Origin of the sequence: Bacteroides sp. RTP31139st1_H2_RTP31139_211217 (genome assembly GCF_040227615.1) — a bacterium.
Taxonomy (GTDB): domain Bacteria; phylum Bacteroidota; class Bacteroidia; order Bacteroidales; family Bacteroidaceae; genus Bacteroides; species Bacteroides uniformis.
This window is the reverse complement of the sequence record NZ_JBCNZM010000056.1, coordinates 1-14,851: the sequence shown is the minus strand read 5'-3', so window position 1 is coordinate 14,851 and position 14,851 is coordinate 1. Positions and strand designations below refer to the sequence as shown.

15 protein-coding genes and 3 pseudogenes are annotated in these 14,851 nt (G+C 42.4%); 1 reads left to right on the top strand and 17 read right to left on the bottom strand.

Annotation, left to right across the window (positions count from 1 at the left end; all coding sequences use genetic code 11):
• Window positions 1-3: 3 nt before the first annotated feature.
• The 10 genes and pseudogenes from pfkA to ABUA47_RS11255 all read right to left on the bottom strand — a co-directional run bounded on the left by pfkA (window position 4) and on the right by ABUA47_RS11255 (window position 6,037).
• Window positions 4-987 (bottom strand): 6-phosphofructokinase, encoded by a 984-nt coding sequence (gene pfkA / locus ABUA47_RS11300; RefSeq protein WP_004295279.1) that lies wholly within the window; start codon window positions 985-987, stop codon window positions 4-6.
• 25 nt (window positions 988-1,012) lie between these two features.
• Window positions 1,013-1,087: pseudogene (locus ABUA47_RS11295) on the bottom strand (RNA polymerase sigma factor); the annotation flags it as partial.
• Entirely contained in the window at window positions 1,053-1,508 is a 456-nt protein-coding gene (locus ABUA47_RS11290) for an RNA polymerase sigma factor (protein WP_005641942.1), read from the bottom strand. The gene ABUA47_RS11290 and the pseudogene ABUA47_RS11295, both read right to left, overlap by 35 nt.
• An 85-nt stretch (window positions 1,509-1,593) precedes the next feature.
• Complete coding sequence (locus ABUA47_RS11285) at window positions 1,594-2,022, bottom strand: Hsp20/alpha crystallin family protein (protein ID WP_004295281.1); 429 nt, start codon at window positions 2,020-2,022, stop codon at window positions 1,594-1,596.
• A gap of 67 nt (window positions 2,023-2,089) precedes the next feature.
• The gene (gene gpmA / locus ABUA47_RS11280; protein ID WP_004295282.1) at window positions 2,090-2,839 is read right to left on the bottom strand and encodes a 2,3-diphosphoglycerate-dependent phosphoglycerate mutase; all 750 of its coding nucleotides are present in this window, start codon (window positions 2,837-2,839) and stop codon (window positions 2,090-2,092) included.
• Between the two features lie 13 nt (window positions 2,840-2,852).
• Window positions 2,853-3,902, bottom strand: a complete 1,050-nt coding sequence (locus ABUA47_RS11275) for a class I fructose-bisphosphate aldolase (RefSeq protein WP_004295283.1) — start codon at window positions 3,900-3,902, stop codon at window positions 2,853-2,855.
• A gap of 28 nt (window positions 3,903-3,930) precedes the next feature.
• A complete protein-coding gene (locus ABUA47_RS11270; protein ID WP_004295284.1) occupies window positions 3,931-4,413 on the bottom strand; it encodes a ferritin in 483 nt (160 codons plus the stop codon).
• Window positions 4,414-4,463: 50 nt separating this feature from the next.
• Window positions 4,464-5,111: a MarC family protein gene (locus ABUA47_RS11265; protein WP_005650034.1), complete on the bottom strand. Its 648-nt coding sequence runs from the start codon at window positions 5,109-5,111 to the stop codon at window positions 4,464-4,466.
• 102 nt (window positions 5,112-5,213) lie between these two features.
• Complete coding sequence (locus ABUA47_RS11260; protein WP_005641945.1) at window positions 5,214-5,666, bottom strand: ferritin-like domain-containing protein; 453 nt, start codon at window positions 5,664-5,666, stop codon at window positions 5,214-5,216.
• Between the two features lie 161 nt (window positions 5,667-5,827).
• Entirely contained in the window at window positions 5,828-6,037 is a 210-nt protein-coding gene (locus ABUA47_RS11255; protein WP_004295287.1) for a hypothetical protein, read from the bottom strand.
• Window positions 6,038-7,416: 1,379 nt separating this feature from the next.
• Between ABUA47_RS11255 and ABUA47_RS11250 the strand changes: the two are divergent.
• A pseudogene (locus tag ABUA47_RS11250) lies at window positions 7,417-8,439 on the top strand (site-specific integrase); the annotation flags it as partial.
• Between the two features lie 68 nt (window positions 8,440-8,507).
• Here ABUA47_RS11250 and ABUA47_RS11245 read toward each other — a convergent pair.
• The 7 genes and pseudogenes from ABUA47_RS11245 to ABUA47_RS11215 all read right to left on the bottom strand — a co-directional run.
• Complete coding sequence (locus ABUA47_RS11245; protein ID WP_004295290.1) at window positions 8,508-9,047, bottom strand: flavodoxin; 540 nt, start codon at window positions 9,045-9,047, stop codon at window positions 8,508-8,510.
• A 42-nt stretch (window positions 9,048-9,089) separates the two neighbouring features.
• Entirely contained in the window at window positions 9,090-10,121 is a 1,032-nt protein-coding gene (locus ABUA47_RS11240) for an alpha/beta hydrolase (protein WP_005641952.1), read from the bottom strand.
• 7 nt (window positions 10,122-10,128) lie between these two features.
• Window positions 10,129-11,301, bottom strand: a complete 1,173-nt coding sequence (locus ABUA47_RS11235) for an aldo/keto reductase (protein ID WP_004295292.1) — start codon at window positions 11,299-11,301, stop codon at window positions 10,129-10,131.
• A 126-nt stretch (window positions 11,302-11,427) separates the two neighbouring features.
• On the bottom strand, window positions 11,428-11,985 hold the full coding sequence (locus ABUA47_RS11230) for a PPC domain-containing DNA-binding protein (RefSeq protein ID WP_007845200.1): 558 nt from the start codon (window positions 11,983-11,985) through the stop codon (window positions 11,428-11,430).
• 342 nt (window positions 11,986-12,327) lie between these two features.
• Entirely contained in the window at window positions 12,328-12,930 is a 603-nt protein-coding gene (locus tag ABUA47_RS11225; RefSeq protein WP_004295295.1) for a Crp/Fnr family transcriptional regulator, read from the bottom strand.
• Between the two features lie 9 nt (window positions 12,931-12,939).
• Complete coding sequence (locus ABUA47_RS11220; RefSeq protein WP_005641955.1) at window positions 12,940-14,556, bottom strand: RagB/SusD family nutrient uptake outer membrane protein; 1,617 nt, start codon at window positions 14,554-14,556, stop codon at window positions 12,940-12,942.
• A gap of 12 nt (window positions 14,557-14,568) precedes the next feature.
• Window positions 14,569-14,775, bottom strand: a pseudogene (locus tag ABUA47_RS11215) (hypothetical protein); the annotation flags it as partial.
• Between the last annotated feature and the right edge of the window lie 76 nt (window positions 14,776-14,851).

The following is a 14,851-nucleotide window of genomic DNA, read 5'->3' as shown; positions in this document are numbered from 1 at the left end:
ATTTTAGATCGATAATTCGTTAAGGACCCGGATCAGGCTTTTGTCAATAGGCTTGTCCTTTTTGATTGCCTGGACAAAAGGAACATAAACAATCTCGTTGTTCCGTATGCCTATCATAACATTTCGCTGGCCTTCCATTAAGGCCTGGATTGCGGCTTCACCCAGCCGGCTTGCCAGTATACGGTCATTGGCACTCGGAGCACCACCCCGTTGCAGATGGCCCAGGATAGAAACCCTGACATCATACCCGGGATATTCCTTCTTTACCCGGTCGGCGTAATATATGGCACCTCCATTCTTGTTTTCAGGACTTTCGGTCACAATTACGATGCTGCTGTTTTTCGTCTTTCTGAATCCGCGCCCGATGAATGTTTCCAACTGGTCCACGTCCGTCCTGTCCTCCGGGATGATGGCCGCTTCAGCACCGGAAGCTATTGCGCTGTTTTGTGCCAGGAAGCCCGCATCACGCCCCATCACTTCGACAAAGAAGATACGGTCATGGGAGGTTGCCGTGTCCCTGATTTTATCCACGCATTCCACAATGGTGTTCAATGCCGTATCATATCCTATGGTAAAATCGGTACCATATAGGTCATTGTCAATGGTGCCGGGCAATCCTATGCACGTCACATCATACTCCTCCGCAAAGATACGGGCTCCCGTCAGGGAACCGTCTCCACCGATAATTATCAAAGCATTGATGTTCTCTTTCTGTATGACCTTATAAGCTTTCTTGCGTCCTTCGGGAGTGGTGAAAGTCTCGGAGCGAGCTGTTTTCAGTATGGTGCCTCCCCTCTGGATAATGCTACTTACATCTTCCGTCGTGAGTTCTTTCACTTCACCGGCAATCAGCCCCTCGTAACCTCTATAAATTCCTTTCACTTTAAATCCGTTAAAAATGGCGGCGCGGGTCACGGCACGGATAGCCGCGTTCATTCCTGAAGCATCCCCTCCGGAAGTCAGAATTCCAATATACTTGTTATCCATAATTTGTTTTTTATATTTTAATTAATCAGGCAAAATTAGAAAGCAACTGTTTTAGCCTTTTTCTGCTATAAAAGATACGGCTTTTTATCGTACTCAGTGACACTCCTATCTTTGCGGCTATTTCCCGATATTTGACTCCGGTACAACATAAAAACGACATAATGTGCTTTAGGCAATGTTTTAAGGGCTTCCCTTATCTCTTTTGCATCATGCCCGTTATCCACGAAAATGAAAGAGTCGTCCCTTAACAGGAAATGATATTCAGGTTCTGATAATACATATAAATTCCCTCGTATTTTCTTTGTCCGGCAATTATTGATAAATGCATTGCGCATGATGGTATACATCCAGCCTTTAAAATTCGTACCGGAATCAAACTTATCCTTATTATCCAACGTCCTCAACATTGTTTCCTGCAACAAGTTTTCTGCTTCATCCTTGTCAGCAGTCAGTTTATATGCAAAACAATGCAGTTCATTCTGAAGGGCTACCAGCGCTTTATCGAAATCAAATCCTCTCATTATATTTATTTTGGAATTCAAATATCCGGGTGAAGGCATTCCCTGATAATAAGAAATGCCTTCTGTAGAGTCTCATCAAGATATCTTATTTGACATCAATAGTTTTGGTGGTTTCCTGAACCTTCTTATCTACGACTTTGGGAATATCGATAAACAGGACCCCGTGTTCCACTTTGGCCGAAATTTTATCTTTTTCCACATTATCCGGCAGCAGGATACTCTGCTGGAATCGGGAATAGGAGAATTCACGGCGCAAGTATTTTCCGTCTTTCTTCTCCTCCTTTTTCTCGTCCTTTTTTTCCATGCAGATTACCAGATTGTTGCTTTCATCCACACTTACCTTAAAATCATTCTTGGTCATTCCCGGAGCTGCCAGTTCTACCTTGTAGTCCTTTTCATTCTCAATCACATTGATGGCTGGAGCCGTAGCGTTTGCTCTTGCCATCCATTCATTGTCAAAGAAATCGTTAAAAATACTCGGTAACCAATTCTGGTTTGTTTTTACAGGTACCATTTTTACCTCCTCTTTAAAAGTTAATAATTAAAACTTAAAAAAAAGCATCTGCTTGATAGACAGATTTTTATTTTTTAGCCATCCCTTGTTTGGCCACAGCTTCTGCCCGTTTCCGTATCTCTTCCGGGTTTCCAAGGTAGTAGTCCTTGACAAGAACCAGCCTGTCGTCAAATTCAAAGACATAAGGAACTGCCGTAGGCAGGTTCAGGTTGGAAATATCCGTATCGGAAATTCCTTTGAGATGCTTGATGATTCCGCGCAGGCTGTTACCATGGGCGACTACCAGCAGGCTGTCCTTATACATCAATGCGGGAAAGATGATGCATTTCCAGTAAGGCATGACACGCCCAATAGTATCTTTCAGGGATTCCGTACGGGGAAGTTCGCTATCTGGTACACCGGCATAGCGGATATCCATGCCCGGATTACGGGGATCATCTTTGCCTACCGGAGCGGGAGCCACGTCATAGCTTCTTCGCCAGATGTGTACTTGTTCTTCACCATATTGGACCGCTGTTTCACTCTTATTCAGTCCCTGAAGCATGCCGTAATGCTTCTCGTTCAGCCGCCAGGTCTTTTCAACCGGAATCCAGTCTTTATCCAGCCGGTCCAAGACACAGTTCAACGTTTTTACGGCACGTTTCAAGTAAGAAGTGTAAGCTGCCTCAAAAGAAAATCCAGCCTCCCGTAATGCATCGCCTGCCTTGCAGGCTTCTTCAACTCCTTTCTCGCTTAAATCCACGTCCGTCCATCCAGTAAAACGGTTTTCTTTGTTCCATAGACTTTCGCCATGACGTAATAACACTATTCTTTTCATGGATACTTCTTCTTTATGCAATGGTTATTGAAGAATCCAGATATACGTCCTGAATGGTGTTCAGAAGTTGAATTCCGTCTTTCATCGGTTTCTGGAAAGCCTTACGACCGCTGATCAGCCCCATACCACCTGCACGCTTATTTACTACTGCCGTTACGACAGCATCATGCAGGTCGGATTCCCCATGGGATTCACCGCCCGAGTTAATCAATCCGACACGTCCCATATAGCCATTCGCCACCTGATAACGGCAAAGGTCTATCGGATGGTCAGTGGTCAGTTCCGAATACATACACTCGTTTGTCTTTCCGAATCCGATAGCCTTGAAACCGCCGTTATTGGATGGGAGCTTCTGCTTCACGATATCGGCTTTAATGGTAACCCCGATATGGTTGGCTTGTCCTGTCAAGTCGGCAGCGGCATGATAGTCGGTACCATCCTTTTTGAAGCTGCTGTTTCTCAAATAGCACCACAGAATAGTAGCCATTCCCAGTTCGTGGGCATATTCAAAAGCCTGTGACACTTCCACTATCTGGCGGCGGCTTTGTTCCGAACCGAAATAAATGGTAGCACCGACAGCTACGGCTCCCATGTTCCATGCCTCTTTCACCGTACCGAACATTACCTGGTCGTAGCTGTTCGGATAAGTCAGCAACTCATTATGGTTCAGCTTGACGATAAAAGGTATCTTGTGTGCATATTTGCGTGCCACGGCGCCCAACACACCGAATGTGGATGCCACGGCATTACACCCTCCTTCAATGGCCAGCTTTATGATGTTTTCGGGATCGAAATAAAGCGGATTGGGGGCGAAAGACGCTCCTGCAGAATGTTCTATGCCCTGGTCTACAGGCAGAATGGATACATAGCCCGTATTGGCCAGACGTCCATGTCCGTATAAAGCCTGCAAACTTTCCAATGTACGGATATTCCTGTCGGAATTCATCCATACCTTATCTATCATATCCGGTCCCGGAATATGGATAAGTTGTTTGTCTATCGTCTTACATGTATGGTTCAGGTAGTACTCAGCCTTTCCTCCCAATAAATCTACTATTTTCATTTTATTTATTTTTATTGATTATTCTGGTTTATGACTCCCGTTCACCCAGTTTTGCATCCATAAAAAGGATAGCACAGTCTCCGGCTTTCCTCAGATGACTAACAATATTGAGTACATTCGCTTCATCTTCTACTTGCTCACGAACAAATTGCCACAAGAAGTCCTGAGTGGCATTGTCTTTCTCTTCGGATGCTACCTGTACCAACTCATCAATCAGTTTGGAAACATGTTTTTCATGCTCCAAAGCATGCTCGAATACTTCAACAGGGTTACCCCAACCTTGTGGAACCACATCGACCTTGTCTACTTTCGGGGTTGCCTCACGCTTAATCATGTACCCGGCAATGGCATATGCATGCCCGGTCTCTTCTGCAGACTGTTTCTGCATCCAGCGAGCCATTCCGGAAAAGCCCTCTCTTTCCAGATAAAAAGACATTGATAAATACAGGTTGGCAGACCATAATTCTGCTGTAATTTGCTCATTCAGAGCATTTTGCAATTTTTCAGTCATGATGAATCAAACTTTTAATGTTAATAATAAATCCAAATTATCTCTCTTCTTTAAGAACAAGCATGGGCTTGTTTCAAGATTTCAATTAATACCGGACGTATCCCGCTGATAAAACATTCCACGGCGATCACCATTAGAATAAGTCCCATCAGTCTCATCATCACATTGTTTCCCGTCTCTCCCAAGATTTTTAAAAGCTGGGTGGACGCGCACAGAATAAAGAAGGAAAGAATGCAGACCAAAGCGATTACGCCAAGCAATACTATTTTGAAAGTATATTCCGAAGCATCTTCCATCAATGTTATTCCACTGGAAATCGCTCCCGGACCGCATAACATCGGAATGGCAAGAGGTGTGATGGTTATATCTTTGGAATATTCTTTTCGTTCAGTTTCATTCAGTTTCACATGGGTAAAATGTGCCTGCAACATATCATATCCGATTTTAAAGATGATGATACCTCCCACAATCCGGAATCCGTTTGTTGAGATGCCGAAAAAATGAAACAGAAACCTGCCCGATAATGTAAAAAGGACTAATATGATAAATGCAATGGTACATGCTTTCAAGGCGATATATCTGCGTTCTTTCGTATCCATTCCATCAGTCATTTGCAGGAATACCGGCATCACTCCAAGAGGGTCCATCAAGGTGAATAGCGAAGTGAAACACAATGTTAAATATACAAATATATCCATGATGACATATAGTTTATTATCGATTATTATATCGCAAAAAACATACCAGATAGCATTCTGCAATATTAAATTTTGCATAACATCAATCTTAAATCCATACCGTCAAAAATAAGGTAGTTTCCGTTCGTTTTCCTTGGCGAGGATACGTAACAATTCCATAAATGCCGTACTTACATATATACGGTCTGCATACAGCCCGCTGATGAAAGAATGGAAGGACATGCTTACATTCCAGCATAATATGAGAAATGTGTTTACCTGACGTGATATGTACTGCTCATGTTCAAGCAATTCATTCAAGGCATTCAATGGCGTTGTCCATTCATGTGTATCCCGTTTCATTTCATTGATTACAACACATCCTCCATCATGGCATATCCGATTCATCATCTGATAAACCTTGTTCATATTGTCCTGTGCTTGGGAGTTCAGCCAGGAGCTAAGTATTGGAAGCCGTTCATCTTCAAAATAAACCTGCAATGACAGGTATAAACCGGTTGACCATATTTCTGTATTGATCAACTCATTCATGGCGTTTTCTATTCGTTTATCCATTATCACTCTGAATATTGAAAATCCATTACTAATATCATGTGTTATTCTCAGTATATAAAAATTCCATTCGATTGTGGGTAACCCATAAAACGGAATTCTTAAACGAGGCTTAAATAATAGGATAACTTATCGGCGTAGACAAATTGTCATAAAAAATAGCACTATGATGTCTTTTTGTCTTGCCTCCCTTGCAGAATATCCAATAAGACATCCAGTTCTCTTTCTATTCCTTCAATCTTATCGGAAATACAGTCCAAAGTATTATGGTGCAGACTAGCTTTACACTCCTGCAACTCTCTTGACAGAGAAAGTATCTGTAACCAAAGTTCTTCCTCTATGTGATAGGGGGAGTTACTATTATCTAGTACCATAGCAGGAGAAGGCAGAAAAGTGCTTTGGCATGTAATTTGTATGATAATGAACGGTATGTTCCGAAAGAGACAGGAATGGAAATGAAAGGATAGAATATTCCACAAAAGACAGTAACAAACAAAGGGGGAAAGTCGTTGGAGACAGTTGTCTCGCTTTTAAAACAAGTTGCTTTCATAATGTTTATTATAAGCCAACCCTGTTCCCTGGAGTTGTGTTTATATAAAGTTAAGCGTGGGAACTTTGGTATTACCGTTCAGAAGTATCCCCATACTCAACAACATATAATACACAAAGCCCCACGCCTATATATAACAAAAATCTATATAGATAGAACGTGGAGCGTCCAATGTATTATCCAATTGTTGTTTCGAAATTGGGGATTTCCTGAACTTGGATAATGCCTTAACGCTTTACTATAAATCTTCTATTTTCAAAAGACTAATACAAATGTAATAAAAGAAATGAATTCTTTGAAAGGAAATATCTCTTTTTTTTAAGGGGTGGCTTAATTTTTCTTTATTTAAAGTCTTAGAATTACTGCCCACCAAAGCCCGTCACGAATGTTTTGAAATCCTCAAGCTGTACATTAAGCTCTATATAGTATAGCAGAATAGCAGAAAAACAGACCATGATACCGCAGGTATATAGGTCATAACCCACTCTTCCGTAAGTATCTTATCTATTTGACAATAATAAAAATGTAAAGGAGGATAATGACATGGACAATATTCGTATCCCAATACATATAGGTTAACATATAAGGGAGAATGGTCACGGAGTCCACAAACCATAGAATGAAAAAATATATTTCCATCGTGTACGGTTTATGTCTCTATCCGGATATTTGACCGGTGCCGCAAATGCGCAATGCATACTCCACAAAAAAACACCAGGGAGGAAAAATAAGTCATACTGAATAACGCCTGTCTGTAATGGGCCATGGATACAAATGAACTACAGATAATAGCTGCAATAGATATAACGATACAAGCACAAAATAATGTACGAACGTGTCCATCAGTTGCATTTGGATGAAACAGTACCACTTTATGCAATGTTTGGTTAGATTGAGTCTGAACATAGGACCTTAAAAATTAGACGGATATAAATTTACTAAAAATCTGTGGAAAAGAGGAATAGAAAGGCGGAAATGTTTTTAAAACGGCTATGAATAAAGCGTTTGTGAGGACAAATGAGGACAAAGGCATAAAACGAGGTAACGCAAAAAAAAGTAAATTTATGAAGTAGAAAGGTTGCTAAATCATTACCCCGTGAAAGGTGGTTTTTGATACTCCGTGCTGAATTTTTCTCCGTATGGCTTCGGTTGGTTTACAAGGCATAACTCATTGATACTTAATTTTAAACTTAAAAAACGAGTATGGCAAGAAGTACATTCAAAGTGCTGTTCTACGTGAACGGCAACAAGGAGAAAAACGATATTGTCCGCATCATAGGACGGGTAACGATTAACGGGATTGTGACGCAGTTCAGCTATAAGTAGAGTATCCCGAAAACGCTTTGGGACGTGAAAGGGAACAGGGCGAAAGGCAAGAGTGCGGAAGTACGTGATATCAACCTTGCCCTTGACAACATCAAGGCTCAAATCATCAAGCACTACCTGCGTATATTCGACCGTGAAGCGTTCGTGACGGCTGAAATGGTGAGCAATGCTTATCAGGGTATCGGCAGTGAGTATGAGACACTGCTCAAAGCGTCCGGACGTGAGAACGAAGTATTCAAGAAGCGTGTCGGAAAAGACAGGGTAATGGCAACCACCGTTCACGGGTGGTGGCAAGAAACCATGTGGCAGCGTTCATCAAGTCTTTTTACAGACGGACGGATATGTTCATGCTGGAGATTAAGCCCGACTTCATCAAGGGGTTTGCAGCCTACCTATCAACGAAAGCGGGACTTCACAACGGGACGATATGGGAAAAATGCATGTGGCTGAAAGGCGTTGTCATGTGTGTGCACTTTAACGGACTAATACCGAAAAAAACGTTTGCCCAATTCCACATCAGCCCTAATGTGACGGAACGTGAGTTCCTGACGGAAGATGAACTGAAAACGTTGATGACGCACGAGTTGGGGATGTCCAACTGTTCTATATTCGTGACATTTTTGTTTTCGCCAGCTTCACTGCCCTCTCTTTCGTGGACATCAAGGAACTAACCAATAGCAACATCGTAGAAGTGAATGGTGAGAAGTGGATATTGTCCAAACGGTACAAGACAAAAGTGCCGTTCCAAGTGAAACTGTTGGATACTCCTTTGCAGATTATCGAGCGTTACCGACCCTGTCAGGAAGACAATCTCATATTCCCTAATCTCAACTACTGGTCTATCTGCAAATCTCTGAAAAAGGGGATGAAAGAGTGCGGATAACAAAGGATATTTCATTTCAGTATTAAAACTATTAAACGGGCGTAATTTAATTCGACAGAAAATCCGGCTTCTGACAGCCATTTTTTCACTTCATTCCGAGAGTTTGCAGTTTGACTGCCATAAACAGCAATATTTCAGCATGGGGACATAGTTTGCGGATATTATCCACACTTTGTGCTGTTCCGCTTCCTCCATGTGTACAGAATGGGAGTATCTTTTTCCCGGACAAATCATAACCGGACAGGAAACTTTTTACAGGAGAAGACAGAAGACCACCCCAAATAGGACTACCGATAATCAATGTATCATAATCATCCATATTCTCTACTTTTGTACGCAGAGCTGGAAGAATATGATTGTCTCTTTCATTTTTGAAACGGTCAACCACTTCATTATATTCATCAGAATAGGGTTCTTCCGGTTCAATCTCCACCATGTCGCATCCAATAAGTTCATGGATAATGTTGGCTACAGTTTGCGTATGTCCGCTCCATGAGAAATAGACTATCAATGTTTTCCCCGGCTCTGAGTGAGGCAACGAATCTATCTTATCTTCAACAGCCGGAGTGTTGCTGCACGAAAGGAAGGTTAAGAGCAGCATTGCCAATAAGCACTTCAGTTTCATAACTATTTTTATTTAGGTTTTGGGGTTATCCTCTGTTAATTTCTATCTGTCCAGCTGTTTCTCATACAGCCACTTCGACAGCAGGTCAGCTACTTCCACATTGTTCAAATCCGACATCGGGAAGTGCGTATTCCCATGCAGACCGACATCGGGCAGATGAATGACCGTCACGTCACCGCCCAGCTTATTGAGCATTTCGGCCCACTTGCGCATGAGATGCAGACGGCGTGTCCATTCGTAAAGTTCCGGATGTTCGTCTGTTTCGGGCAGGTTATCCCCATAGTAAATGATGATGGGAATTTCCATGTATCTCTTGAAAACTGCCATAGGGACTTCTATTCCTTCTGTTTTTTTAGACCGTGTCAAGACTTTGCCTTCTTCGGGAACTTGACCGGTTGGGAAGGGTACACTTCCACCGGGTTCGTATGCTACAATGGCTTTGATGTTCTTCGTTTTGAGCAAAGTAAACCAACCCACCGGACCGCCTTGTGAATGAGTGACAAATATGGCCGGACCGATTTTGTCAAAAAGAGCAGCATAGGCATCGGAATAGACATCGAAGTCCAAAGGTCCGATGGTCGGCGTCATCTGCCGGAAGTACTGGTTTAAGGCTTCCCGGTCGCGACTGAACTGTACACCCTCGAAATAATCAGGATAGATTCCCACACGGAAACGGTTGAACCATTCTTCTTCATCGAATACCGGTTCCAGTGTGACAGCTTCCGTACTCCGTCCGGCATTTCCCCGGCGAGGCTGGTCGACAAGATAGGTGGAGAAACCTTTGCGAAGAAATATATTCTGAAACCCTTCGCGTCCGTCAGGAGTGGTCTCCCATGTTTTGGAAAACTGGCCGACACCATGTGCAAAAACAAGCGGATATTTCCGTGCATCAACCGGTTTCTGATAAAATACATAAGCATGGTCGCCGTGGTATTTGTGTCCCAATGAATCGGTCAGTACGGTGCCACCTACGGCAAAACTGCCTTGTTCCTCTATTTGCAGAATATTCCCTTTGTAACAATTACAGCCCGACAGTAAAGCGATGAACGTCATGTAAAATATCTGTTTCTTCATACACGGATTATTTTGGGATTTTAGACTCCTGCAAGGCATCGTAGCGGCTACCCACCACAGGAATGGCAGCTACGGCTGTTTCCAGTTCTTCTATCTCTTCTGCCGTGAAACGGATGTCGCAGGCACGAAGGTTCTCTTCCAGATGAGAGAGTTTGGTGGTGCCCGGAATAGGCACGATAAAAGGCTTCTTGTTCATCAGCCAGGCCAAAGCTATCTGTGCCGGGGTAATGCCTCTTGTACGGCCGAAAGCGTTAAGAACTTCCACAATACGATAGTTGGCGCGTATGGCTTCGGGCTGGAAGCGTGGCAAGGTCTGCCGGTTGTCGTTGGTAACATCAAACTTGGTATATTCATTGATCATACCGCCCAAAAAACCACGGTTCAGCGGACTGTATGGAACGAAACCGATGCCCAAATCCTCGCACAGCTCCAACACTCCGTTCGTCTCTACCATGCGGTGCATCAAGTGATATTCGCTTTGGATTGCCGTAACCGGACATATCTTGTGCGCACGGCGGATGGTATCAACGTTTACTTCACACATGCCCCAATGCAGGATTTTACCTTCCTTGATGAGTTTGCTGCATGTTTCAGCCACCGCTTCAATCGGTGTGTTCGGGTCTATGCGGTGCTGGTAGAACATGCCCAATGTTTCAACTCCGAGATTGCGCAACGAGTTTTCACAAACCCGGCGGATGTTGGCCGGAGTGCTGTCCTCTTCGGTTTTAATCTGCACACCGTTTACAAACTTATGTCCGAACTTCGATGACACAAATACCCGGTCGGTATATCCTTTCAAGGCTTCGCCGACCAATTTTTCATTGATGTGGTAGCCGTAGCTTTCGGCTGTATCGAAAAGGGTCACCCCACGTTCAACAGCTTCATGCACCAGGGCGATTTCTTTTTCCCTGCTCGGGTACTGGCTGCGGTTATGGTTCAAGCCCATACAGCCATATCCCATTGCAGAAACAGTGAATGCCGTATTTCCGTGTCCCAATGTTCGCCGAGTGCGCACCGCCGCCATGCCTGCAGGGATGTTGTTTGCAACTTGTTGTTTCCCCATCCATACCCGTTCTGCTGCCGTTACCTTGTTCAAGGTAGGCCCGACACACATGGCAGCTCCTGTCAATGCCGCCATTTTAAGGAATCTCCGGCGGCTCATATCCTTGTCTTTATCCATATTTGATAGTCTTTAAATTATTTCTGTTGCAAAGTTAACGTGACAGAATTGATAAACTTTTTTTAATATATATCATCTAAGCTGAATGATGTATTATCCTGTATTCCAAGCGATATTTATAGGCAACTATCTTTCAAAATCGTATATATTCAGTCCTAAATCCGGATTATATGTGCGACTTATCCGCTCGCTATAATCTTCCACCACGAACTCCCCTGCACCATTCTGTATTGCGGAAAGTAGATGTCCGGCTAAAGCGGAATAGTCGCTCCTGCCGACGGTTATATGCAAATGAAGATATACCTGCTCATTCATAGATGATATATTCCCTGTAAGGTTGGATATTTCCATTTGCTCCCGGAATGTCTTATCATCATATGCTTTTGTCTTGGGATTGAAGAAACGGAGGGTCAGCTCTCCGATAGCACCAATCCCGTTGATAGAACCCGACAGAATTCCTTTCTCCTTGCAGAAAGCATTCAGGGCTTTCACAATTTCAGTATGATTGTTAATGCTGACAATATACTTGTTGCCAATTTTCTTGTACGAATACATATTCTTTTCGTTTTGTGCGTTTGCCGGAGCAATCAGTACCCCGACAAACAGCAAGATAAACAATAATTTCTTTATAAAATGCCCCATCAGTACACTTATGACTGCCTCTGTTTTGATTAATCTTACCATAATAGATAAAATTATCCCACATCAGTGCTTTCCACTTTTGTTTTTAATCTGCACACCGTTTACGAACGTTACCTTGTTCAAAGTTGGCTCTTCCTTCTTATTTTCCATATTCTAACAATAAAAAGAACTATCATTTTGATTTAACAGGAGCTTTTAGTAACATTATTGAAGAAAGTGAAGCAATAGAATATGATGATGACGACGATGAGGATGAATTCGATGATGATGACGATGACTAACATCTCATTAATCCATAGCTTTTAAGTTTATTAAAGAAACAGGTCAGGACGCTATATCCTGACCTGTTTTTGATGTTAGTTAAGTCCTAATAGTTAGTTTGCTTTATTTGCTCTCAGCATTAGCTATTGATACACGTACTCTGCTTAATGTTTCCAATGTCATCTGAAGATATGAAGCAATCATTGTCAAAGGTGCTCTTCTAGTTATTTCAGGAAAATGTTGCTGTAATCTAGCGTATCTGTCATTTGCTGATTCGAAACGTAAAATGTCAGCCTTTAATTGTGATAACATTAAGGAATTTTCAAAAAAACTCCGATATAGATAAGCTATATCACCATTAGCATCAGAAAGTTCTTCCATTATATCACGCGGAATTTCCCATAAAACACTGTTTTCTACAGCATCCATCATAAGATGTGTTGGCTCTCGGTTAAAATAGCTGTCAATACACCAGACAACATCTTTTTCACATGCTAAATGTTCTATCACATCCTTATCATGCTTTAGGTAGTGCTGTCTAATAAATCCCTTTTCTATATAAAATAGGCAATTACAGATATCACCTTCATTTAGAATTATATCACCTTTTTGATATTTCTTAGGCTGAATAATATCTGCAAAAAGGCGAATATTCTCCAACTTAAGTTTGCGATTAGGGCATGTTTCAGCTATAATCTGTTTTGCAATGTCAAATTGAATACTCATAGGCTAAAGTTATTTATATCCAACATTTTGTTTCAATTTTGGGTTCAAGTCTATACTTTTTTGTGGAATAGGAAAAACTGTGGTATACCCATTTTTCTCATCAGCCAGTTGGACTCGCTGATCGTATGATTTGTGATAAACTCCAAAACGCACCATATCTTGTCGTCGCCAGCCTTCCCATACTAACTCCAACAAACGCTCTTTCAATATGTTCTCAAGCGTAGCTTCTCGATATGGCATACCAACACGACCTCGGACTTCGTTCAACTCCAACGAGCCATCCTCACCATTACGTACCTTTGCCTCGGACTTCATCAGGAGAGCATCGGCATAGCGGAATAGCACGATGTCGTTATCCGGTTGTCTACCGTCGGAATGTGAGGTCCTATCAACCTCATATTTTGCCATACGAGCACCAGCTGTCTTGACATAGGAGCTTCCCGTAAGATTCAACTTTAGCTCCAATGGGAAATACTCCAACTGCTGTCCATTGTCCATCATTACAGGCTTTCCATCAACCTCTACGATGCCGGCATAGAAGTTCTTTTCAAAGCGAGCATCTACATCATCTGTGCCGTATCCGTTGGCTAAGACTGTTGAGATATTGGCACTGGTACCATTTTCCGATGAGCCACCCAACGCACCGCCATGGTTGTAGTGTCGTGATCGGAAGAGATACCAGAACTGCGCAGCATAGAGGTTCTTATCCAACGGAATGGTGAATATGTTTTCGTTGGAGTTCTCGTTATGCACAGAGAAATTATAGCTATAATCGTCCTCCAACCGATAACCTACCTCGGCAAGTTTATTGCAATATTTGATACAGGTCTGCCAAGCGTTGAGTTTCTCACCATCGACGGTGAAAAATATCTCTTTACCGTTCCGTGGAACGCCATCAGTCCAATTATCATCACAATATATCTCGGCATTAAGAGCCAACTTAGCCAAAAGGAAATTAGCTACAGGTGTTGTTATACGACCATAGTAGTTACCCATCTTATTACTACGCTCATTTGGCAACAACTCGGCAACCTCCTGCAACTCATTCACGATAAAACGGAAAACCTCGCTACGCTCGCTCTGCACAACTTCATCCTGCGGTTGTTCATAGGATGTTACGATGGGCACTCTGCCATACATATCCATAATGTAGTAGTAGAAAAGTGCTCTCAGAGCTCGCACCTCAGCTTCGTAGGCCACTCTCTGCTCCTCAGATAGGTTATGGCTATACTTATCGATGATATGCAGAGATTTGTTCGATAACACAACAACCTTGTAGAGGTATTTCCAAGTATTGTAGAGTGGTAAATCATTAGGACTCCACTTATGCTGATACATATTCGTCCACAAACCTCCATCGTACCAGTCGCCACCACGAATAGGTATCATGGCTTCGTCTGTAGTAAGTGTGTTATAGTCATAAATCCCACGACAGGTCCCCTGTAAACCCTCACTGTCTGCACTGCCACCAATGTAATTGTAGAGCACAGCCACTGCATTAATATATATGTTGTTGGCATTGTTGTAAATGTCTTCTTCATAAAGTTGATCTCTAGGGTCTTCAGTAAGACAAGAGGTCATCATCGTTGCCAAAGCAACCATCAATATGTTTATATATCTTTTCATAACTGTAAGCGGTTAGAATTGAATACTAAGACCTAACGAATAGGTACGATATAAAGGATAGGTGCGTTTGTCGTCAATGCCCAAAGTGTTGCTTACTACATAACTGTTTATCATTGGAGTAAGACCGCTATAGCCTGTGATTGTTGCAAGGTTGCTAATGCCTGCCGAAAGACGCAATGACTTCACAGCCTTGGATTTCATTGGAATATTGTAGCCTATGTCTTATCCTGATATAGGTAGACACATTTACAAACTAATAAATGTGTTACTATTATGACTTCAAAACGAAAGCTTT

Excerpts from the sequence above, each read along its gene's own strand:
- ABUA47_RS11290 (WP_005641942.1), bottom strand. The coding sequence starts at position 1,508 with ATGAGAGGATTTGATTTCGATAAAGCGCTGGTAGCCCTTCAGAATGAA.
- ABUA47_RS11275 (WP_004295283.1), bottom strand. The coding sequence starts at position 3,902 with ATGAAAATAGTAGATTTATTGGGAGGAAAGGCTGAGTACTACCTGAAC.
- ABUA47_RS11265 (WP_005650034.1), bottom strand. The coding sequence starts at position 5,111 with ATGGATATATTTGTATATTTAACATTGTGTTTCACTTCGCTATTCACC.
- ABUA47_RS11225 (WP_004295295.1), bottom strand. The coding sequence starts at position 12,930 with ATGAGTATTCAATTTGACATTGCAAAACAGATTATAGCTGAAACATGC.
- ABUA47_RS11220 (WP_005641955.1), bottom strand. The coding sequence starts at position 14,556 with ATGAAAAGATATATAAACATATTGATGGTTGCTTTGGCAACGATGATG.
- ABUA47_RS11230 (WP_007845200.1), bottom strand. The coding sequence starts at position 11,985 with ATGGTAAGATTAATCAAAACAGAGGCAGTCATAAGTGTACTGATGGGG.
- ABUA47_RS11255 (WP_004295287.1), bottom strand. The coding sequence starts at position 6,037 with ATGGTACTAGATAATAGTAACTCCCCCTATCACATAGAGGAAGAACTT.
- pfkA (WP_004295279.1), bottom strand. The coding sequence starts at position 987 with ATGGATAACAAGTATATTGGAATTCTGACTTCCGGAGGGGATGCTTCA.
- ABUA47_RS11245 (WP_004295290.1), bottom strand. The coding sequence starts at position 9,047 with ATGAAACTGAAGTGCTTATTGGCAATGCTGCTCTTAACCTTCCTTTCG.
- ABUA47_RS11235 (WP_004295292.1), bottom strand. The coding sequence starts at position 11,301 with ATGGATAAAGACAAGGATATGAGCCGCCGGAGATTCCTTAAAATGGCG.
- ABUA47_RS11270 (WP_004295284.1), bottom strand. The coding sequence starts at position 4,413 with ATGACTGAAAAATTGCAAAATGCTCTGAATGAGCAAATTACAGCAGAA.
- ABUA47_RS11260 (WP_005641945.1), bottom strand. The coding sequence starts at position 5,666 with ATGGATAAACGAATAGAAAACGCCATGAATGAGTTGATCAATACAGAA.
- ABUA47_RS11240 (WP_005641952.1), bottom strand. The coding sequence starts at position 10,121 with ATGAAGAAACAGATATTTTACATGACGTTCATCGCTTTACTGTCGGGC.
- ABUA47_RS11285 (WP_004295281.1), bottom strand. The coding sequence starts at position 2,022 with ATGGTACCTGTAAAAACAAACCAGAATTGGTTACCGAGTATTTTTAAC.
- gpmA (WP_004295282.1), bottom strand. The coding sequence starts at position 2,839 with ATGAAAAGAATAGTGTTATTACGTCATGGCGAAAGTCTATGGAACAAA.